Here is a 19,910-nt window from a genome sequence, read left to right as displayed (position 1 = left end):
CCAATCGCCAGGCGTTAACAGCTCGCGCACACTCACGCGCTAGGTCCGCAAGGGCCGGCTTTGCGGTGAAGGGCACGAAACAGGATATGGATACATGAGCGATTGGACCATCGGCATCATCGGCGGGTCGGGCCTCTATGCGATCGACGAGCTTGAAGACGCACAATGGATCGAGATCAACTCGCCATGGGGTGAGCCGTCCGACCAGATCCTGTGCGGCACTATCGGCCATGTCCGCGTCCGCTTCCTGCCGCGCCACGGACGCGGCCACCCGATCATTCCCGGACGGATCGATGCGCGCGCCAATATCGACGCGCTGAAGCGGGCGGGTTGCACCGACATTCTCGCCATCAGCGCGGTCGGTTCGCTGTCGGAAGAGCTGCCTCCGGGCCGCTTCGTGACGGTCGACCAGTTCATCGACAACACCAAGGGACGTGCCTCGACCTTTTTCGACAACGGCTTCGTCGCGCATGTGCCGTTCGGCGATCCGGTCTGCAGCCGCCTGTCGAAACATATCGGCAAGGCGGTCGAGAAATCGGGCGGCGACGTCACCACCGGCGCGACATATCTCGCGATGGAAGGCCCGCAATTCTCCACCCGCGCGGAAAGCAAGCTCTACCGCCATTGGGGGGCAGAGGTGATCGGCATGACCGGCATGCCCGAGGCCAAACTCGCGCGCGAAGCAGAGCTGCCCTATGCGCTGCTCGCGATGGTGACAGACTGGGATAGCTGGCGCGATGACGAGGCGACTGTCGACGTCGCGGAAATCGTCGCCCAGATGCAGAAGAATTCGGAATTGGCCAAGAAGGCGCTGGTGGCATTCTGCAAGGGCCTGCCGAAAAAGCGCAGTCCCTCGCCGATCGACCGCGCGCTCGACGATGCGGTGATTACGTCGCCCGACCAGCACGACAGGGAATTGATGGCCAAGCTCGACGCGGTGGCAGGACGGCTTTTCCGCGCACGATGAGCGAACGCTTCGACCTCCTTGTAATCGGCGGCGGCATCAACGGGGCCGGTATCGCCCGCGATGCCGCAGGGCGCGGCCTGTCGGTCGCGCTGGTCGAGAAGGACGACCTGGCCTCGCACACGTCGTCGGCCAGCACCAAGCTCGTCCATGGCGGCCTGCGCTATCTCGAACATTACGAATTCAGGCTGGTGGCCGAAAGCCTGCGTGAACGCGAAGTGCTGCTCGCGAATGCACCACATATCATCTGGCCGCTGCGTTTCGTCCTGCCGCACGAGCCCGGTATGCGGCCGAAGTGGATGCTGCGTGCGGGCCTGTTCCTTTACGACCGCCTTGGCGGGCGAAAGACGCTGCCGGGCTCGCACAAGGTGGACCTGCGCGATCCGCCGCATCGCGCGATCCTGCAGGATCACCTGACCAGCGGCTTCGAATATTCGGATTGCTGGGTGGAGGATTCCCGCCTTGTCGTCCTTACCGCAATGGATGCGGAAGAGCGCGGCGCGAAGGTGTGGACGCGAACCGAATGCACCGCACTGGATCGCAAGGCCGACCATTGGGTCGCCACTTTGGGCGGGTCCGACGGCGAGCGTGTGGTGGAGGCCAAGGCGGTAGTGAACGCCGCCGGTCCCTTCGTGGACAAGGTTGCCAAGTCCGCGCTTGGCGAAGGAACGCCGGCGCACCTGCGGCTGGTGAAAGGGAGCCACATCATAGTGCCCCGCGCCTACTCCGGCGACCATGCTTATATATTCCAGCAGGCCGATGACCGGATCGTCTTCGCCATTCCTTACGAACGCGATTTCACACTGATCGGGACGACGGACCTGCTGTACGAAGGCGACCTAGATCATGTCGAGATCTTCGCGGAAGAACGCGAATATCTGCGTGAGGCGGCGACCCGCTATCTCAGGAGCGGGATCACCGAAGAGGATATCGTGCACACCTATTCGGGCGTTCGGCCGCTCTATGAGGACAATGCCAAGTCCAATTCCACGGTGACGCGCGACTATGTCTTCGAGATCGACGCCGAGGGCGGGGCGCCAATCCTGTCGGTCTATGGCGGCAAGATCACGACCTATCGCAAGCTGGCAGAACACGCGCTCGAAAAGCTTGCCGACCACGCCGAAATCCCTTCGCAGGGCTGGACCGCACACGCGCCCCTTCCTGGCGGCGACATCGAAAAAGGTGACTTTGCCAGGTTCCTCTGGAAAGCGAGCGACCGCTTCAGCTGGGTCCCGCCGGAAATGCTCTTGCGGCTGGCACGGGCCTACGGGACCCGGATCGATCGCGTCCTCTGCGATGCACTAAGCCTCGAGGAGCTTGGCGCGCATTTGGGTGGCGATCTCTACGAGGCGGAAATGCGCTATCTCGTCGACTGCGAATATGCCCGCTCTGCCGAGGACGTCTTGTGGCGCCGGAGCAAGCTTGGCCTGCATTTGTCCGACGAAACGCAAGAATCCGTAAGGGAATGGTTCTCGTCGCGCTCCTGAGGCGCCCTGCGGTTCACAAAGCTTGAAAGCGCGGGTGCTCGGGTCCAAGTGGCGGGGGTTAAATCCCTTTGTCACTTTCGGAGTCGCATGGCCCTGCACGATCCAATCCGCCCCCAGTCCATTTCCCGCCAGTCGCTGCGCGAGGCCTATCGCGCAGAAGAGAACGCCTGTGTCGCCGAACGCCTGACCCAGGCCGCTCCCGCCAGCGCGAAGCATGACGAGGCTGCGGAATTAGCTGCACGGCTGATCGAAGGCGCCCGGCGCCAGAAGGCGAGCGGGATCGACGCGTTCCTGCACCAGTACGGGCTGGCCACCGAAGAGGGTGTGGCGCTGATGTGCCTTGCCGAAGCGCTCCTGCGCGTACCCGATGCGCCGACGGCGGATGCGCTGATCCGCGACAAGATCGGCGATATCGACTGGTCGGAACATCTCGGTGAAAGCTCGTCGACATTCGTCAACGCAGCGACCTTTTCGTTGATGCTGACCGGCGAAGTGCTGGAACGGCCCGAGGAAGCGCAAAAGGGCATGCGCCGCACGCTCAAGGGGGCGGTTACGCGGCTGGGTGAACCGGTCATCCGCAAGGCGACGCTGCAGGCAATGAAAATCCTTGGCGGCCAGTTCGTTTACGGCCGCACGATCGAGGAATCGCTCAAGCGCGCTGCACCCGAACGCGCCAAGGGCCTGACCCACAGCTTCGACATGCTCGGCGAAGCGGCGATGACCTATGCCGATGCGGAACGCTATCGCGCCAGCTACGAGCGCGCGATCGACCGGCTGGCCCGCGAGGCGACAGGCGATCTTGCCACTTCGCCCGGCATTTCGGTCAAGCTGTCGGCGCTGCATCCGAAATATACCTTCCTGCATGCGGACCTCGCCATCAGCGGCCTGCTGCCGATGCTGCGCTCGCTGATCGTCAAGGCGCGCGATGCCAATATCCATTTCACCATCGATGCCGAAGAGGCGGACCGTCTGGAGCTGTCGATGGATATCATCGAAGCCCTTGTGCGCGACGATGACCTGTTCACGCGCCCAGACGGCTCGCGCTACGAGGGCTTCGGCCTTGCCATCCAGGCCTACCAGAAGCGCGGCGTGCCGATGTGCGCATGGGTTGCGCGCCTCGCCCGCAAGTACGACCGCCGTTTCTTCGTCAGGCTGGTGAAGGGCGCGTATTGGGACACGGAAATCAAGCTCAGCCACGTCGGCGGATTTACCGACTTTCCGGTTTTCACCCGCAAGCTGGCGACCGACGTCAGCTATCTTGCCTGTGCCGACAAGCTGCTGGCGGCAGACGACGTCATCTATCCGGCTTTCGCCACGCACAACGCCTATACCATCGGTGCCGTGAAAGCGCTCGCCGGACCCAAAAGGTTTGAATTCCAGCGGCTGCACGGCATGGGCGAAGACGTCTACGGCGCGCTGGCCCAGGTCGAGGGCAATCGGAAGACGAATGTCCGGATCTATGCGCCTACGGGAACGCATAAGGATCTGCTCGCCTATCTGGTGCGCCGCCTCCTTGAAAACGGTGCGAATTCGTCCTTCGTGAACCGCATGGCCGATGCCGAGGTGCCGGTGTCCGAACTGGTCACCGATCCCTGCGCGGACCTGCTCGAGCTCGAGCCGTATCGCAATCCGGCGATCCCGCTTCCGGCAGACATCTTTCCCAACCGCAGGAATTCGGCAGGGATCGACCTGTCCGACCCGCTGGAGCGCGAACCGCTGCTCGACCGGCTGCACGAACTGGAATCGCGGCACTGGCATGCAGAGCCGACCTTTGCTTCGGGTGCGGATGCGGAAATCGCCCCGATCAACAAGCCGCACGACCTCACGGCAGAGGTCGGTACGCGACGCGATACGCTCGATTTCGAAGTGGAGGAAGCTATCACGCGTGCCGAGCGGATCCAGCATGGCTGGAATGCGCTGGGCGGTGAACGCAGGGCCCTACTGCTGGAGGAAGCAGCCGACCTGTTCGAGGAGCACACGGACGAATTCCTATCACTGTGCCAGCGCGAGGCCGGCAAGACCCTGCAGGACGCCATTCTCGAACTGCGCGAAGCGGTTGACTTCCTGCGCTATTACGCAGGGGAGGCGCGGCGCCTTTTCGAAAGCTCGATGCCGCTGCCCGGGCCAACAGGCGAGGAGAATCGCCTGACGCTGGCCGGTCGCGGCGTCTTTGCCACGATCAGCCCGTGGAACTTCCCGCTGGCTATCTTCATCGGCCCCGCCGCCGCTGCTCTTGCCGCCGGCAATACGGTGGTCGCCAAGCCGGCGGAACAGACCCCGCTGATTGCAGCGCTTGCCGTCAGGCTGTGCCACGAAGCGGGCATTCCCGAAGAAGCCTTCCAGTTGCTGCCAGGTGCAGGCGACGTTGGTGAATTCATCACTTCCGATCCGCGTATCGCAGGCGTTGCCTTTACCGGCTCGACCCAGACCGCACAGGCCATCAACCGCAGCCTCGCCGCGCGCGACGGACCGATCGCCACTTTCATTGCCGAGACCGGCGGCCAGAACGCGATGATCGTCGATTCCACCGCGCTGCCCGAACAGGTCACCCGCGATGTCGTAGCCTCAGCCTTCCAGAGCGCGGGCCAGCGCTGCTCCGCCCTGCGTGTCCTGCACATTCAGGACGAGGTCTACGACGAGATGCTGGCAATGATCCGCGGCGCCTTCGAAGCGCTGACCATCGGCAATCCGGAGAATCTGTCGACCGATGTCGGCCCGGTCATCGATCCCGATGCCAAGGCCGCGCTCGAGCGCCACGTCGCACGGCGCAAGAAAGGCGGAATGCCAGTCTGGCGCCGCCGGTTGCATCGCGGGGCCAATGCCGGGTGCTTCGTCGCCCCGACGATTATCGAGATCGATTCGATCCTCGACCTCAAACGCGAGAACTTCGGCCCAGTCCTGCATGTCGTTCGCTACAAATCGAGCGATCTCGGACGCGTGGTCGAAGAGATCAATGCCACCGGCTTCGGCCTAACCATGGGCCTGCACAGCCGCAATGACGACACCCGCGCCTTCGTCGAGGCGCGCGCGAAGGTCGGCAATTTCTACGTCAATCGCAACCAGATCGGCGCCGTGGTGGAAAGCCAGCCGTTCGGGGGCGAGGGCTTGTCGGGCACCGGCCCGAAGGCAGGCGGCCCGCACTATGTCGCGCGCTTTGCGACCGAGCGCGTCGTGTGCATCGACACTACTGCAGCCGGAGGCAACGCCACGCTGCTGGCGAGCTGACGCAGGGGTGCTTGCGAACCCATGGCGTGCCGCGTTAGAAGCGCGCCATGGTTCGCACCCTCCGGAATTTCATCGTCCTCTTCGCGCTCGCCTGGTCATCGATGGCCGCGGCGGCGGTCGAGATCACGTTCCACTCCTTCAACGGCTCGGTCTTCGCCGGGCGCTACCCGCACACATTCGTGTCCATGTCGGGGACGCTGGAAGACGGCACGACCGTGAAGGAGAATTTCGGGTTTTCCGCCAAGCGCGCGACGCCCGCGGTATTGCGCGGTCCAGTCGAACACATCGTGATGACGGAAAAAGAGAAATGGCTGACCAAGACGAACCGCCATTTCACTCTTCAGATGACCGATGCACAGTACCGGAAAGTGAAGAGGCTGGTTTCCGAGTGGCGCGATGCCCCGGGCAAATTCTATGATCTGGACACGCGTAATTGCATCCATTTCGTAGGGGAGATCGGCCGCATTCTGGGGCTGACGATAGAATATCCCGACAAGATGCTACGCCGCCCGAAGAAATGGCTGAACCACATCAGCGCGCTTAATCCTAAGCTTGGCGCCGCAACTATCGACTAGGATGTCGCGGTAGCCGCCGCAGCCGCACGTTGCTCGCTCAGGATGCCCCATCCGGCAAGGAATAGGCCGACGACGAGTGGCCCGATGACAATCCCGGACAGCCCCGCGAGGGCGATGCCGCCCAGCGTCGAAACAAGGATCAGCCAGTCCGGAATGCCCGTGTCGCGCCCGACGAGGATGGGGCGCAGGATATTGTCGATCATACCGATCAGCGCGACGCCCGATATGATCACGACCACGCCTTCCCAGATCGCTCCGGTTGCCAGCAGGTAGATCGCAGCCGGAACCCAGACGATTGCCGGGCCGACCGCCGGGAGCAGCGAGGCGATGGCCATGATTACCCCGAACAGCAGGACCGACGGCATGCCGACGACCCAGAAGGTGATCGCACCCAGCGCACCCTGCACCAGCCCCACGACGATGGAGCCCTTGATCGTGGCCCGTACGATGCCGAGAAACCTTTCGGCCAGGCGCTCTGAAATGGACTGATCGAAGGGCAGGGCGCGCAGGATAGTCCTGCTGATTTCCTTGCCATCGCGCAGCAGGAAGAAACTGACGTAGAGGCCTACTGCGAAGGCAAGCACGTAACCGAACACGCTCCCGCCGAATGCGATCGCCTGCTGCGCGATCAGTCCGAGACTGTCCTGCGCGAACTCCTGCGCCCGCTCTTGCAGGGCAGTGAGGTCGCCGAAGCCGGATTCGCTTAGCGATGCCTGGATGTTTGCGGGAAGCGCGCCGAAGACCTGTTCGAACCAGTCGGCCACGTCGATACGGCCTTGCTGGAAAGCGACCACCAGGCCTGCCGCCTCGTCGACCACCTCGCTGCCGATCCAGAATGCGGGCAGGATGACGGCGACGAAAATGACCAGCAGGGTCAAGGACGCCGCCAGGCTGTCGCGGCCTGGCAGGCGCGCAAGGAACCAGCGTAACAAGGGCTGGAACATGATTGCCGCCAGCGCAGCCCAGAGCATGGGCTGGAGGAACGGCAGGACGACGACCAGCAAGGCCAGTGTGATCAGGCCGAGGAACAGCAGGAACCCGCCCTGTTCGATTGCCTTGCCGCGTTGCGCCTCCATCCCGTCCTGCCCCTTGTCGTCAGACGTCGAGGTTGGCGACGTTGAGCGCGTTCGCCTGGATGAATTCGCGGCGCGGCTCGACCACATCGCCCATCAGGCGCGTGAAGATCTCGTCGGTCACGTCCGCATCCTCGACCTTGACCTGCAGCAACGCGCGGTTGTCCGGATCGAGCGTGGTTTCCCACAGCTGCTCGGCGTTCATTTCGCCAAGGCCCTTGTAGCGCTGGATCTTCTGGCCCTTTCGGCCCGCGGCCATGACGGCGTCGAGCAATTGCGTGGGCAGAGTGATCGCACTGTCGTCGATGAAGGCGGGCGCATCGGCGTCCGTCTCGTCGGCGCTTTCCGGATCGACCGGCTCGGCCTCGCCGCTGTCGCCCTTAACGAGGCGAACGGGCGCACCGTAAACTTCAGCGTGCTCTCCGGCGACGCGGTGAAGCTTGCGGGCCTCTGCGCTTTCCATGAAGGCGGGCTCGATCTCGCGCACATCGGTGACGCCGCGCCACAGGCGGAAGAAACGCACCATGCCGTCCTCACCCGTTTCCGCCGACCATTTCGCTTCGGGATCGCCCATCTGGAGGTGTGCGGCGGCGCGGTCGAGACCGGCCCCGCGATCGCCGTCGGGGTCGAGCGCGCCAGCCAGCGCCATCGCCTCGATCAGGTCGAGCTTGTACTTGCGCGGCACGAAGGCGAGCAAATTGCGCATGCGCAGGCCGTGCTCGACCAGCTGGCCCATACCGGCAGCGGGGATCGAACCTTCCTTGGTGTCGAGATGGTGCCCGGCCAGGCCCTGGTCGATCAGGTAGCGGTCGTAGGCGGCCTGGTCCTTCAGATAGACCTCGCTCTTGCCACGCGCGACCTTGTAGAGCGGCGGCTGGGCGATGAAGAGGTGCCCCGCCTTCACGATTTCCGGCATCTGGCGATGGAAGAAGGTAAGCAGCAGCGTGCGGATGTGCGCACCGTCGACGTCGGCGTCGGTCATGATCACGATCTTGTGATAGCGCAGCTTCTCCAGGTTGAATTCATCGCGCAGGCCCGTGCCCATCGCCTGGATCAGCGTGCCCACTTCCTTGGACGAAATGATCCGGTCGAAACGGGCGCGCTCGACATTGAGGATCTTGCCCTTCAGCGGAAGGATCGCCTGCGTCTTGCGGTCGCGGCCCTGCTTGGCCGATCCACCTGCGGAGTCACCCTCGACCAGGAAGAGTTCGCAGTTTTCGGGGTTGCGATCTTGGCAGTCGGCCAGCTTGCCGGGCAGCGAGGCCACGCTCATCGCGCCCTTGCGGCTCATTTCGCGGGCGCGGCGCGCGGCTTCGCGTGCGGCGGCAGCATCGATCACCTTCTGGACGATGGCCTTCGCGTCATTGGGATTTTCCTCCAACCACTCGGTCATCTTTTCGCCCATCAGGCTTTCGAGTGGCTGGCGCACTTCGGAGGAAACCAGCTTGTCCTTGGTCTGCGAACCGAACTTGGGGTCGGGCAGCTTGACCGAAACGATCGCGGTCAAACCTTCGCGCATATCCTCGCCGGACAGGCTGACCTTTTCCTTCTTCATGAGGCCCGATGCCTGCGCGTAATTGTTGAGCGTACGCGTCAGCGCGGCGCGGAAGGCGGCGAGGTGGGTGCCGCCGTCACGCTGCGGGATGTTGTTGGTGAAGCACAGGACGTTTTCGTAATAGCTGTCGTTCCACTCCAGCGCGACGTCGATGCCGATGCCGTCCTTTTCCGCGCTGACGGAAATCGGTTCGGCGACCAGCGCCTGCTTGTTGCGGTCGAGCCATTTGACGAAGGCCGCGATGCCGCCTTCGTAGAACAGGTCGTGTTCCTGGACTTCCTCGCTCCGCTTGTCGCGCAGCAGGATGCGCACGCCGGAGTTAAGGAAGGCGAGTTCGCGGTAGCGATGTTCTAGCTTGTCGAAATCGAATTCGATGACGTTCTTGAAGGTATCTTCCGACGCCTTGAACGTGACGCGGGTGCCCTTCTTGAGGCCATCGTCGTCGCCATTGCTGGCAACCGGCGGGGCATCGCCCACGACACGCAGCGATTCCACGGCTTCGCCATGTTCGAAGCGCATCCAGTGTTCCTTGCCGTCGCGCCAGATAGCCAGTTCCAGCCATTCCGACAGGGCGTTCACCACCGATACGCCCACGCCGTGAAGGCCGCCCGACACCTTGTAGGCGTTGTCGTCCGAGGTGTTCTCGAACTTACCGCCTGCGTGCAGCTGGGTCATGATGACTTCTGCCGCCGAAACACCCTCTTCCTTGTGCATGCCGACGGGGATGCCGCGGCCGTTGTCTTCCACACTGACGGATCCGTCGGCGTTGAGTTCGATCAGCACCAGGTCGCAATGCCCGGCCAGAGCTTCGTCGATGGCGTTGTCCGACACCTCGAAAACCATGTGGTGCAGGCCCGATCCGTCATCGGTATCGCCGATGTACATGCCGGGGCGTTTGCGCACCGCGTCCAGGCCCTTGAGGACCTTGATCGAGTCTGCGCCATATTCGTTGGAATTGCGGGCTTTTTCGCCCTTCGCGCCGGAGGCGTCCTGAGTGTTTTCGTCCATGCCCATTATATAGGCTCTGGAGGGGCAAAAACCAAAGGATTCGAGCCCAATTTACCCACAGGCGTGGCCAGCGAAGGTTTCAAGTGAAACCGGTTGATTCTGCACCAGTTTGGGCGCATCCATGCGCCATGCTTTCGGTACTCGACATCTTCCGGATCGGGATCGGTCCCTCTTCCTCCCACACGGTGGGACCGATGCGGATCGGTGCGCTGTTCGCACGTGCGCTCGCCAAATCGGGCAAGCTCGACGAGGTGGCGAATGTCAGCGTCGAATTGCAGGGATCGCTGGCGCTCACAGGGGTCGGCCACGGCACCGTCGATGCCAGCATCTTGGGTCTCGCCGGTTTCAAGCCCGACCGCACCTGTCCGGACGAGGCGCAGGCGACGCTCAAAACCGTGCGCGAGGACAAGCGCCTTTGCTTTGCCGGAAAGCGCGAGATCGCATTCGATCCCGACGAGGACATCGACCTTGCCGGTCACATCATTCCGGACCTGCACCCCAATGGCATGAAGCTGGCAGCGCTGGGCGCCGACGGCTCGGTCCTGCTGGAACGGACCTATTATTCGACCGGTGGCGGCTTCGTTGCCAGCGAAGCGCAATTGAAGCGCAAGCCCAAGAACGACCGGATCAGCACCGGCACGCTGGCCCCGTTCGATTTCGGATCGGCGAAGGAGCTGCTCGAAAGTTGCGAGGCAACGGGCATGAGCGTTGCCGAACTGGTGCTGGCTAACGAGGACGCCTTCCGCCCGCGGGAGAAGACGCTCGCCGGGATCGACCGGATCGCGCAGGCGATGGATCAGTGCATCGACCGCGGCCTGTCGCAGCGCGGGATATTGCCGGGCGGCCTCAAGGTAGAACGACGCGCGCCCGACCTGTGGGACAAGCTGTCCGCCAACCCGCAATCGAACGAGCGCGAACAGTTGTTCGACTGGCTCAACTGCTATGCCATGGCAGTGAACGAGGAAAATGCTGCGGGTGGCCGCGTCGTCACCGCGCCGACCAATGGCGCGGCCGGGATCATCCCTGCGGTAATCCGCTTCTACTGCCAGACCGCAGACGAGATGCCCTGTACCGAGAGCCGCAGGACATTCCTGCTGACGGCAGGCGCAATCGGCCTCCTCTACAAGCAGCGCGCCAGTATCTCCGGTGCTGAAATGGGCTGCCAGGGCGAAGTGGGTGTCGCCTGTTCCATGGCGGCCGGGGGGCTGGCCGGGCTATGGGGCGCAACCCCGCCGCAAGTCGCGAGCGCTGCCGAAATCGGGATGGAGCACAATCTCGGCCTCACCTGCGATCCTGTTGGCGGATTGGTGCAGGTGCCGTGTATCGAACGCAATGCGATCGGCGCGGTAAAGGCGGTCAATGCTGCGCGCCTCGCCCTTCACCGGACCGGTGCGGAGGGCTGCGTCAGCCTCGACCAGGTGATCGAGACGATGCGCCAGACGGGCCTCGACATGTCGAGCAAGTACAAGGAAACCAGCCAGGGCGGGCTGGCGGTCAACGTCATCGAATGCTGATCTAGGCCGCGCCGGCCACTGCTTTCGCGTGACCGGCGATTTCGCCAGCGAGCTCGTCGACCAGTTCAAGCGGCAAGTCATGGCCCCAACCGGGTATCGTCCTGAGGCGCGCGTCAGGAATACATTCCGCCGTATGCTTGCCGCCCTCGCACGGGACAAGCGGATCGTCCTCCCCATGCAGGACAAGGGTCGGCACCGTGATGTCGCCAAGCATGGAGCTGCGGTCGCCATCTGCGACAATGGCGGACAGGTGGCGCGTCGGTCCTTCCGGATAGAAACTGCGGCGCACGCTGGTGAGAGTCCGCTCGCGCAGCCGCTCTTCGGGCGAGGGATAGCCGGGTGAACCGATCGTCCTCGCCAGCATGATGCCGTGCGAAACCAACTCCTCTTCCGCATCGCTCTTCGGGCGGGTCACCAGCGCCTGCAGCGCTTCCTTCTGTGCCGGAGGCAGCTTGGGATTCCCGGTCGTCGAGAAGACCTGCGTGAATGACAGGCAGCGGTCGGGGTATTTGGCCGCGACGTGCTGGGCGATCATCCCGCCCATGCTCGCGCCCACTATATGCGCACGCTCGATCCCGAGGGCATCGAGCAGGCCGATTCCGTCGGCTGCCATGTCGGCCAGCGTGTAGGGAACGCGCGGGGTAAGGCCGATCTTGCTCATCAGCGTCATCTTGACGAGGCCCGGCGCCTTCACCCCGTCGAACTTCTGGCTGAGGCCGATGTCGCGGTTGTCGTAGCGGATTACCCGGAAACCATGACCGACCAGCTCTTCGACCAGCTCGTCGGGCCAGAGCGTCAACTGCGCACCGAAACCCATGATCAGCAGCATTGCCGGGTCTTCCGACCTACCGTGCTCTTCGTAATGGATTTCGATCCCGTTTGCAGTGGTCTTGGGCATCAGGCGCTCTCCCGGCGTTGTGCAATCTGGCAACTATCTGCCTCATTCCCGACGCAGTTGTCCATTGCAACCTATCGTGCGCCCGCGGGCCGCCGGACGCTTTGGCCGGCGCAGTCGTATTCATACAAGCCTTTTCTCTGCGTTTTGCTAGGTTTGCGCTTGTGAAATGGGGGTCAATCTAATGGAGCGGCGTGCCGCGGAACGCTATGATGCGTCTTCCACGATACCCCTTCGCGCGCCTGGCTTCGAAGGCCAGGGCCGCATCTCCGACCTCTCCCTCGCCGGATGTCGCCTCAAGGATATAGAGCCTGGTCGTCTCGAAAGCGGGCAAAGCATCACGCTCTCCCTGATGGACAACATGGAGGCATCAGGCATCGTCTGCTGGGCAAAGGGGCGCAGCGCAGGCGTCAGGTTCGACGCTCCTATCGCAATGGCGACGCTCGCCTATTTCCGCTTTGCAGAAGGCATAGATGTCCCGGAAGACACCAATGTCGACGGGTTCGGCAGGGTGCTTCCGCCGCTGGATCCACGCACGGTTGCACCGCCCGAATAAGAGCAGACCTCAGGGAACGAGAACGGTGTCCCGCGCAATCGGGTCGGTTTCCGGATAATCCAGCGTGAAATGCAGGCCGCGGCTTTCCTGCCGCTTCAGCGCGCTCGTCACGATCAAATTCGCGCATTCGAGCAGGTTGCGCAGCTCGATGAGGTCGGTGGTCACGCGGAAGTGGCCGTAATAATCCTCCACCTCGTCGCGCAGCAGGCGAATGCGATGGGCCGCACGTTCGAGCCGTTTCGTAGTGCGCACGATCCCGACGTAGTTCCACATGAACCGGCGGATTTCGGTCCAGTTCTGCTTGATCACGACTTCTTCGTCCGAATCCGTCACACGGCTTTCATCCCACGGCAGGATTTCTGGCGGATCGTCCAGCTTGTCCCAGCACAACAGGATATCCTTCGCCGCGGCTTCGCCGAAAACGAAGCATTCGAGCAGGCTGTTCGAGGCGAGGCGATTGGCGCCGTGGAGCCCGCTCTCGGTGCATTCGCCCGCCGCCCAGAGGCCGGGCAAGTCTGTGCGTGCATCGAGATCGACCTTCACGCCGCCGCAGGTGTAATGCTGCGCCGGGACGACGGGGATCGGCCCCTTCGTCATGTCGATGCCTAGCCCGAGCAGCTTTTCATGGATCGTCGGGAAATGTTCTTTCACGAATTCCGGCGGCTGGTGGCTGATGTCGAGATGGACGTAGTCGAGACCATAGCGCTTGATCTGGTCGTCGTTTGCGCGCGCCACGATATCGCGCGGCGCCAGCTCCATGCGCTGGGCGTCGTATTTTTTCATGTAGCGCTCACCCGTGACCGGGTTGAACAGGCGTCCGCCTTCGCCGCGCACAGCCTCAGTGATGAGGAAGTTCTTCACGTCCAGATTGTAAAGGCAGGTCGGGTGAAATTGCATCATCTCCATGTTGGAGACCCGCGCTCCGGCTCGCCATGCCATGGCGATCCCGTCCCCCGTCGCACCGCGCGGAGCGGTCGAGAACAGGTAGACGCGGCCTGCGCCACCTGCTGCAAGAACGGTTGCCCGCGCGAGGTGGGTGACGACCTTGCCGCTTTCCTCGTCCAGCGCATAGGCGCCCCAGACCCGGCCCGATCCGGAATAGTCCTTCTGGTTGCGGCCGGTCACCAGGTCGACGCAGCTCTGGTTCGGCAGAAGGGTGATGTTGGGATTTTCTTCCGCCGCCTTGAGAAGGGCGGCCTGGACGGCCCAGCCGGTCGCATCGTTTACATGGACGATGCGGCGATGCGAATGCCCTCCCTCGCGAGTGAGGTGCAGATCGCCTTCCTCGCGATTAAAGGGCACGCCCAGTTCGCACAGGCGGTCGATCGCCTTTGGCGCCCGCTCGATCACGAATTCCACCGTCTCTTGGTCATTCAGGCCGCCGCCCGCGACCATCGTGTCGCGGATGTGGTCGTCGAAGGTGTCGCCCGCATCCAGCACGGCCGCGATGCCGCCTTGGGCCCAGGCGGTCGACCCGCTGGTCAGCTTGCCCTTGGCGAGGACGAGCACCTTTTTGTGCTCTGCCAGTTCGAGTGCGGCGGTCAGTCCGGCAGCACCGGAACCGATGACGAGAACGTCGTGTGTCATGCCCGCGTCATGCCCATGCAATCGCCATGCGGCAAGCAGAGAACGATTCGGCGAAAACCGGGTTAACCATGGCTAACAGCGCGTTATGGCCCGAATCGACAGGGGCAGGACTTTGGAGGGTCGCGATAATGAAAATGGGATTGCTCGCCTGCGCATTCGGGCGACACACGGTCGATTACGCAAATATGCGCAAGGCCGGTGGAATGCATGTCGGCAGGTGCCGTTGCTGCAGCACGCCGATGGAAGAGGTGGAACCGCACGTATGGGAAAAGCTGCGGGTGAAGGACGCCGGACTGGGGCCGCGCAACTTCGTCTGAACGATCAGCCCGCGCCGGTCAGCTGGACAAAGACGTCTTCCAGGTCGGCCTCGCGCGTGGTGACGTCCTCGATCGTATAGCCGTGTGACTGGACGAGCGCGAGCACCTGGCCCGCGCTCGCCTTGTCGCGGTCGAAGGTGATGTCGAGACGGCGCGGCTCGACCACTTCGGATTTCAGGAAAGCATGCTCGACGATCGGGCCGCCCAGATCCTTGTCGACGGTGACCGACACGATCTTCTCGCGCGCCATGCCGATCAGTTCCTTCGTCGGCTTGTTGGCGATCAGTTCACCGTGGTTGATGATCGCGATCTGGTCGCACAGCTGCTCCGCCTCTTCGAGATAGTGCGTGGTGAGCACCACGGTGACGCCTTCCGCGTTCATCTCGCCCACCAGTTCCCACAATTGCCGCCTCAGCTCGACGTCCACCCCTGCGGTGGGCTCGTCCAGCACGAGGATCGGCGGCGAATGGACCATCGCCTTGGCGATCAGCAGGCGGCGTTTCATCCCGCCCGAAAGCGAGCGCGCATAGGCGTTGCGCTTGTCGGCCAGGTGGACGGCGGCTAGCAGTTCTTCGCTGCGCCGGTCGCTCTTGCCGATCCCGTAGAACCCGCCCTGGTTTTCCAGCACCTCGAACGGCGTGAAAAAGGGGTCGAACACGATCTCCTGCGGCACGATTCCGATCGAACGCTTCGCATTGCGCGGGCTTTCGTCGATATCGAAACCCCAGATTTCGGCATTGCCGGAAGTCTTGCGGACAAGGCCGGCAAGGATGTTGATGATGGTAGACTTGCCCGCGCCATTGGGGCCCAACAGGCCGAACACGCCGCCTTGCGGGACATCGAAACTCACGCCTTTCAGGGCCAGCTTACCCTCTTCGCCCGGCCCGCTCGGGGCATAGCGTTTGACGAGGTTGTCGATGCGGATTGCAGGCGGAGTTGTCATGCCAGTGCCTCTAGGCGCTTGAGGCGCGCATAAAAACCCATTATCGGCACCCGCCATGAGCCTGCCTCCTCCCGAAGTGTCCAAGGTCACCACCCGCCGGGTGTGGTGCGACGGTGCAACCGACATCCGCAGCGGCGAGAATTACAAGCCGATCGCGCTGGGCCATCCCAAGGTCTATCTCGAGATCGACGAGCACGGCTATGTCGATTGCGGCTATTGCGACCGGCGCTTCGTGCTGGAAGGCGGACCTGCCGACGGTGTCGACCAGTCGACCCTGATGGATATTTCCGAAGGCGGCGATCCGGGCCACCGCTAGGCCCTCCCGCCAACACCCCTCGCCAAGCGTTCCCTGCGTGCCTACATTGGCGGCATGACCATTGCCTCCGACCCGCACGCCCTCATTTACGGCAACAAGCTCACCCCTGAAGAAGCGCAATCGCTGACGCGGCGCCTGCTGTCGTCCTGCGACGATGGCGAGCTGTATATGCAGTTTATCGCGTCCGAGGCTTTCGGCTTCGACGATGGTCGCCTGAAGACAGCAGATTACAGCCGCGATTCGGGCTTCGGCCTGAGGGGCGTTTCCGGCGAGACCACCGGCTTCGCCCACGCCAACGACATCAGCGCAGCCGCCATCGCGCGGGCCGGCGAGACGCTGCAATTGCTCGATCCGGCGAAGAGTCCGCTGGCGGCGGCACCGGAAAGGACCAACCGGCACCTCTACACCGATCTGTGCCCGCTGGACCTCGTCCCCTTCGAGGAAAAGGTCGCGCTGCTCGAGAAGATCGATGCGGTCGCACGGGCCAAGGATCCGCGCGTGGCGCAGGTTTCCGCCAGCCTTCTCGCCAATTGGAGCGTGGTCGAGATCGTTCGGCCCGATGGCTACACCGCCCGCGACATCCGCCCGTTGGTGCGGCTCAATATACAGGTTGTGGCAGAGCAGAACGGCCGCCGGGAAACCGGCTTTTTCGGCCTTGGCGGTCGCTATCTCTACGACCGCCTGTTCAACGAGGGCGCCTGGATGCGCGCGATCGACGAAGCGGTACGGCAGGCGCTGGTCAATCTCGACAGCGTGGCGGCTCCGGCGGGCGAACAGACCGTCCTGCTCGGCGCCGGCTGGCCGGGCGTCCTGCTTCACGAGGCGGTGGGGCATGGCCTCGAAGGCGATTTCAACCGCAAGGGCACCAGCGCCTTTTCCGGCCGTATTGGCGAACGCGTCGCCGCGCCGGGCGTGACGGTAATCGACGATGGCAGCATGGCGGAGCGCCGCGGATCGCTCAGCATCGATGACGAAGGTACGCCGACGCGCGAGACCGTGCTGATCGAGGACGGCATTCTCAAGGGCTATATGCAGGATCGCCTCAATGCGCGCCTGATGGGAGTGGAAGCGACGGGCAACGGCCGCCGCGAAAGCTACCAGCATGCACCCATGCCGCGCATGACCAACACTTTCATGCAAAGCGGGACCGACGATCCGGATGAATTGCTCAGCCGCCTAGACGACGGCATTTACGCCACCAGCTTCGGCGGCGGGCAGGTCGATATCACGAGCGGCAAGTTCGTCTTCGCCTGCACCGAGGCCTACAAGGTCGAGAAGGGCAAGATCGTTGCCCCGATCAAGGGCGCGACCCTGATCGGCGATGGGCCCAGCGTCCTTACGCGGGTCAAGGGCATCGGCAACGACATGGCCCTGGACGAAGGCATCGGCATCTGCGGCAAGGGCGGGCAAAGCGTGCCTGCCGGCGTGGGCCAGCCGACACTTTTGATCGACGGGATCACGGTCGGCGGAACCGGCTGACCGCAACTCATGCGCGGTTCAGGCGTAGTGTGTTACATAGTCCCAAGCATCAGGAGACTCGTCATGATCAAACGCCTTGCACTTGCCACCGCCACCCTCGGCCTGCTGGCCGCACCCGCCGTCCAGGCGGACGACCACAAGGAAATGACGAAGGGCGGGGCGAAGCTCGCAAAGATGCTCGAAGGCCGCGTAGCCGGCGAGCCTGAAAGCTGCATCACGACCATCGGTTCGCGCTCCATGCAGCGCATCGATGACACGGCGCTGGTCTATAAGTCCGGCAAGACGATCTGGGTGAACTACACCAAGACACCCGAATCCATCGATGACGGCGATTATCTCGTGATCCGCAAGTTTAGCGGATCGCAGCTCTGCCGAACAGACCAGGTCACCACGCGCGACCGCGCCTCCAACATGTTCAGCGGCGTCATCTTCCTCGACGACTTCATTCCCTATCGCCTGCCCGAAGAAGGGTGAGCGACAATAACGAAGACTGGGTGCGTGCACTTCTGCGCACCTGGTTCGAGGAGCTCGACAGCTCCGACTGGTATGCATCCTCTCCCGAAGTCGATGCGATGCTGCGCGACCGCTTCGGCGATGATCTGGAGCGCGAAGGCGTCAAGCCCGCTGCCAGCTTCCTCGGCGAACTCGATACGGCGCGCGCGGCAATCCTCCTGTTCGACCAGATACCGCGCAACATCCATCGCGACACGGCAAAGGCCTTTGCGTGGGACCCTTTGGCGCGGGAACTCACGCATGGTGTGCTGGAGCGCGGCTGGCTTGCAGACCTGGAGACTGCACAAAAGCAATTCGTCCTGATGCCGCTGATGCACAGCGAGGATATCTCGGATCAGGACCTTTGCGTCACCCTTTTCGAAAAGCATGTGCCCGGCGCGCTGGAATTCGCGACCTCGCATCGAGAAATGATCGCGCGTTTCGACCGCTTCCCGCACCGGAACGAAGTGCTGGGGAGAGAAACCACTGCAGAAGAAAAAGCGGCGATCGAGGCCGGGTTCAGCTGGTAGCGGCGTAGAATTCGCACAGCTGCGAGACCGGACAACGCGGACATTTCGGTGCGCGTGCGGTGCATACCCGCTTGCCGAACTGGATCAGCCAGAAATGACCGTCTGCCATGGCCCATGCGGGGCTGCGCTCTTCCAATTGGGCCGCGGTCTTGTCCGCCGTCTTTGCCTCGGTCAGGCCGATGCGATTGCAGACCCGATGGACGTGGGTGTCGACGGCAATCACGTCCTTACCGAACGTAAAGCTCAGCACGATGTCCGCACATTTGCGCCCGATGCCCGGCAAGGAGAGAAGGCCCTCGCGCGTGTCCGGCACACGCCCGCCGTGATCCCCCAACAGGCTGGTGCAGAAGGCGCGGATGTTGCGCGTTTTCATGTTGTAGAGCCCGCATGGCTTTATCGCGGCGGTGATTTGCTCGTCATCCAGCGCCAGCATCTCCTGCGGCGTTTGCGCAAGCGCGAATAGCTGGCGGGCCGCCTTGGCCGTATTGCGATCGAGCGATTGCGCGGAGAGCATGCAGGAGATGCAGGACCGGAAAGCGTCGGGCTGGCCCTTCGGGCCTTTCGCGTCGGGCGTGCGACCGGGCATCTCTTCCGAAAGGATGCGGTAGACTTCCTCGACTTGGCGCTCGTCCAGCATGGACGATCAGCGATTGCCGACGCGCTCGGTTCCGGTCTTGCACAGCGATAAGGCCAGGCAGGTTGCGCAATCGGGCATGGCGGGCCGGCACCAGGTCTGGCCAAGCTTCTTCATGAGAAGGTGATGCTCGTCGAAGGTCGCGCCGTCCCATTCCTCTGGCATCGCCGGCATGATCGCTTCGAATGCGCGGTCGGTCGTGGCCTTGGGCGGGACCAGCCCCATGCGCTGGAGGATGCGCGTGTGGTGGCCGTCGAGGACGATGGCACGCCGGTCCAGCGTGCTCGCATTCATCACACCTGCCGCGATCTTGCGTCCGATGCCGGGTAGTTGCTCCAGCCAGCGCATGGCGGGCAGGGTTTCCATTTCCGCGAGGTGGGCCAGATCGACTGCGCCGCGCCGCTCGACCAGCGCAGAAAGGCTGCCCTTCAGGCGCCCGGCGGCGATATTGGGATAGGTCTGCGTCGCCAGTTCCGCCTGCAATTCCTCCAGCGGCGCGTCGGCCACTTCCTCCCACGAGCCATAGCGTTTGAGCAGGCGATCGGTCGCAGCATTGGAGATTTCTGACTTGGTCCGCGCGCCGATGACACCTTGCACCAGCACCCACTCCGGCTCCCGCCATTCAGCCGCCGCCCTCTCGATCCGCCCGAAGCGCTGGATCAGCAGAGACTGAAGGCGACGCAGCGTTTCGGTGCGCGGGTCGGGGCCGAGGGGGAGCTGCATCCCTGCGACCTGTAAGCTTCGCTCGACCGCATCGCAA

Annotated in this window: 18 protein-coding genes; 11 read left to right on the top strand and 7 right to left on the bottom strand. The window is 63.3% G+C overall.

Features of this window, described 5'->3' with window-relative positions:
- The first annotated feature begins 94 nt into the window (after positions 1 to 94).
- The 4 genes from mtnP to GRI34_RS09945 all read left to right on the top strand — a co-directional run bounded on the left by mtnP (position 95) and on the right by GRI34_RS09945 (position 6,251).
- On the top strand, positions 95 to 967 hold the full coding sequence (gene mtnP / locus GRI34_RS09960) for an S-methyl-5'-thioadenosine phosphorylase (protein ID WP_160595793.1): 873 nt from the start codon (positions 95 to 97) through the stop codon (positions 965 to 967).
- Positions 964 to 2,451, top strand: a complete 1,488-nt coding sequence (gene glpD, locus GRI34_RS09955; protein ID WP_160595792.1) for a glycerol-3-phosphate dehydrogenase — start codon at positions 964 to 966, stop codon at positions 2,449 to 2,451. The genes mtnP and glpD overlap by 4 nt, the downstream gene beginning before the upstream one ends.
- 87 nt (positions 2,452 to 2,538) lie before the next feature.
- The gene (putA, locus tag GRI34_RS09950; RefSeq protein WP_160595791.1) at positions 2,539 to 5,676 is read left to right on the top strand and encodes a bifunctional proline dehydrogenase/L-glutamate gamma-semialdehyde dehydrogenase PutA; all 3,138 of its coding nucleotides are present in this window, start codon (positions 2,539 to 2,541) and stop codon (positions 5,674 to 5,676) included.
- Between the two features lie 47 nt (positions 5,677 to 5,723).
- Entirely contained in the window at positions 5,724 to 6,251 is a 528-nt protein-coding gene (locus GRI34_RS09945; RefSeq protein WP_160595790.1) for a hypothetical protein, read from the top strand.
- On the opposite strand, the gene GRI34_RS09940 is transcribed toward GRI34_RS09945, so the two are convergent.
- Together GRI34_RS09940 and gyrB are read right to left on the bottom strand one after the other, a co-directional pair.
- The gene (locus tag GRI34_RS09940; RefSeq protein ID WP_160595789.1) at positions 6,248 to 7,327 is read right to left on the bottom strand and encodes an AI-2E family transporter; all 1,080 of its coding nucleotides are present in this window, start codon (positions 7,325 to 7,327) and stop codon (positions 6,248 to 6,250) included. The genes GRI34_RS09945 and GRI34_RS09940 overlap by 4 nt on opposite strands.
- Before the next feature lie 19 nt (positions 7,328 to 7,346).
- The gene (gyrB, locus tag GRI34_RS09935; protein ID WP_160595788.1) at positions 7,347 to 9,887 is read right to left on the bottom strand and encodes a DNA topoisomerase (ATP-hydrolyzing) subunit B; all 2,541 of its coding nucleotides are present in this window, start codon (positions 9,885 to 9,887) and stop codon (positions 7,347 to 7,349) included.
- Positions 9,888 to 10,015: 128 nt separating this feature from the next.
- Between gyrB and GRI34_RS09930 the strand changes: the two genes are divergently transcribed.
- On the top strand, positions 10,016 to 11,401 hold the full coding sequence (locus tag GRI34_RS09930) for an L-serine ammonia-lyase (protein ID WP_160595787.1): 1,386 nt from the start codon (positions 10,016 to 10,018) through the stop codon (positions 11,399 to 11,401).
- A gap of 1 nt (position 11,402) precedes the next feature.
- On the opposite strand, the gene GRI34_RS09925 is transcribed toward GRI34_RS09930, so the two are convergent.
- Positions 11,403 to 12,299, bottom strand: coding sequence for an alpha/beta fold hydrolase (locus GRI34_RS09925; RefSeq protein WP_160595786.1), 897 nt, complete (start codon positions 12,297 to 12,299; stop codon positions 11,403 to 11,405).
- A 166-nt stretch (positions 12,300 to 12,465) separates the two neighbouring features.
- Between GRI34_RS09925 and GRI34_RS09920 the strand changes: the two genes are divergently transcribed.
- The gene (locus GRI34_RS09920) at positions 12,466 to 12,852 is read left to right on the top strand and encodes a PilZ domain-containing protein (protein WP_160595785.1); all 387 of its coding nucleotides are present in this window, start codon (positions 12,466 to 12,468) and stop codon (positions 12,850 to 12,852) included.
- A gap of 9 nt (positions 12,853 to 12,861) precedes the next feature.
- On the opposite strand, the gene nadB is transcribed toward GRI34_RS09920, so the two are convergent.
- Positions 12,862 to 14,439, bottom strand: coding sequence for an L-aspartate oxidase (gene nadB, locus GRI34_RS09915; RefSeq protein WP_160595784.1), 1,578 nt, complete (start codon positions 14,437 to 14,439; stop codon positions 12,862 to 12,864).
- A gap of 128 nt (positions 14,440 to 14,567) precedes the next feature.
- On the opposite strand from nadB, the gene GRI34_RS09910 reads away from it, so the two are divergent.
- On the top strand, positions 14,568 to 14,756 hold the full coding sequence (locus GRI34_RS09910) for a hypothetical protein (protein ID WP_090476753.1): 189 nt from the start codon (positions 14,568 to 14,570) through the stop codon (positions 14,754 to 14,756).
- Between the two features lie 4 nt (positions 14,757 to 14,760).
- On the opposite strand, the gene GRI34_RS09905 is transcribed toward GRI34_RS09910, so the two are convergent.
- Positions 14,761 to 15,699 carry an ABC transporter ATP-binding protein gene (locus GRI34_RS09905; RefSeq protein ID WP_160595783.1) on the bottom strand — a complete coding sequence of 313 codons (939 nt, stop codon included), beginning with the start codon at positions 15,697 to 15,699 and terminating at the stop codon, positions 14,761 to 14,763.
- A 55-nt stretch (positions 15,700 to 15,754) separates the two neighbouring features.
- Here GRI34_RS09905 and GRI34_RS09900 point away from each other — a divergent pair, with 55 nt between their 5' ends.
- The 4 genes from GRI34_RS09900 to GRI34_RS09885 all read left to right on the top strand — a co-directional run bounded on the left by GRI34_RS09900 (position 15,755) and on the right by GRI34_RS09885 (position 18,516).
- The gene (locus tag GRI34_RS09900) at positions 15,755 to 16,015 is read left to right on the top strand and encodes a zinc-finger domain-containing protein (RefSeq protein WP_090476750.1); all 261 of its coding nucleotides are present in this window, start codon (positions 15,755 to 15,757) and stop codon (positions 16,013 to 16,015) included.
- A gap of 54 nt (positions 16,016 to 16,069) precedes the next feature.
- On the top strand, positions 16,070 to 17,494 hold the full coding sequence (gene tldD / locus GRI34_RS09895) for a metalloprotease TldD (protein WP_160595782.1): 1,425 nt from the start codon (positions 16,070 to 16,072) through the stop codon (positions 17,492 to 17,494).
- Positions 17,495 to 17,557: 63 nt separating this feature from the next.
- Positions 17,558 to 17,968: a hypothetical protein gene (locus tag GRI34_RS09890; RefSeq protein ID WP_234028204.1), complete on the top strand. Its 411-nt coding sequence runs from the start codon at positions 17,558 to 17,560 to the stop codon at positions 17,966 to 17,968.
- Entirely contained in the window at positions 17,965 to 18,516 is a 552-nt protein-coding gene (locus GRI34_RS09885; protein ID WP_325065210.1) for a DUF924 family protein, read from the top strand. Before GRI34_RS09890 ends, GRI34_RS09885 begins: the two co-directional genes overlap by 4 nt.
- On the opposite strand, the gene GRI34_RS09880 is transcribed toward GRI34_RS09885, so the two are convergent.
- Both GRI34_RS09880 and GRI34_RS09875 read right to left on the bottom strand, forming a co-directional pair.
- A complete protein-coding gene (locus tag GRI34_RS09880) occupies positions 18,506 to 19,153 on the bottom strand; it encodes an endonuclease III domain-containing protein (protein WP_160595781.1) in 648 nt (215 codons plus the stop codon). The two genes, GRI34_RS09885 and GRI34_RS09880, sit on opposite strands and share 11 nt — an antisense overlap.
- Positions 19,154 to 19,159: 6 nt before the next feature.
- Entirely contained in the window at positions 19,160 to 19,873 is a 714-nt protein-coding gene (locus GRI34_RS09875; protein ID WP_160595780.1) for an endonuclease III domain-containing protein, read from the bottom strand.
- Between the last annotated feature and the right edge of the window lie 37 nt (positions 19,874 to 19,910).

Source organism: Qipengyuania aquimaris, from assembly GCF_009827445.1.
In the GTDB taxonomy this organism is placed as follows: domain Bacteria; phylum Pseudomonadota; class Alphaproteobacteria; order Sphingomonadales; family Sphingomonadaceae; genus Qipengyuania; species Qipengyuania aquimaris.
Note: the sequence above shows the minus strand (reverse complement) of the source record. Positions and strands in the feature narration are given on the sequence as shown.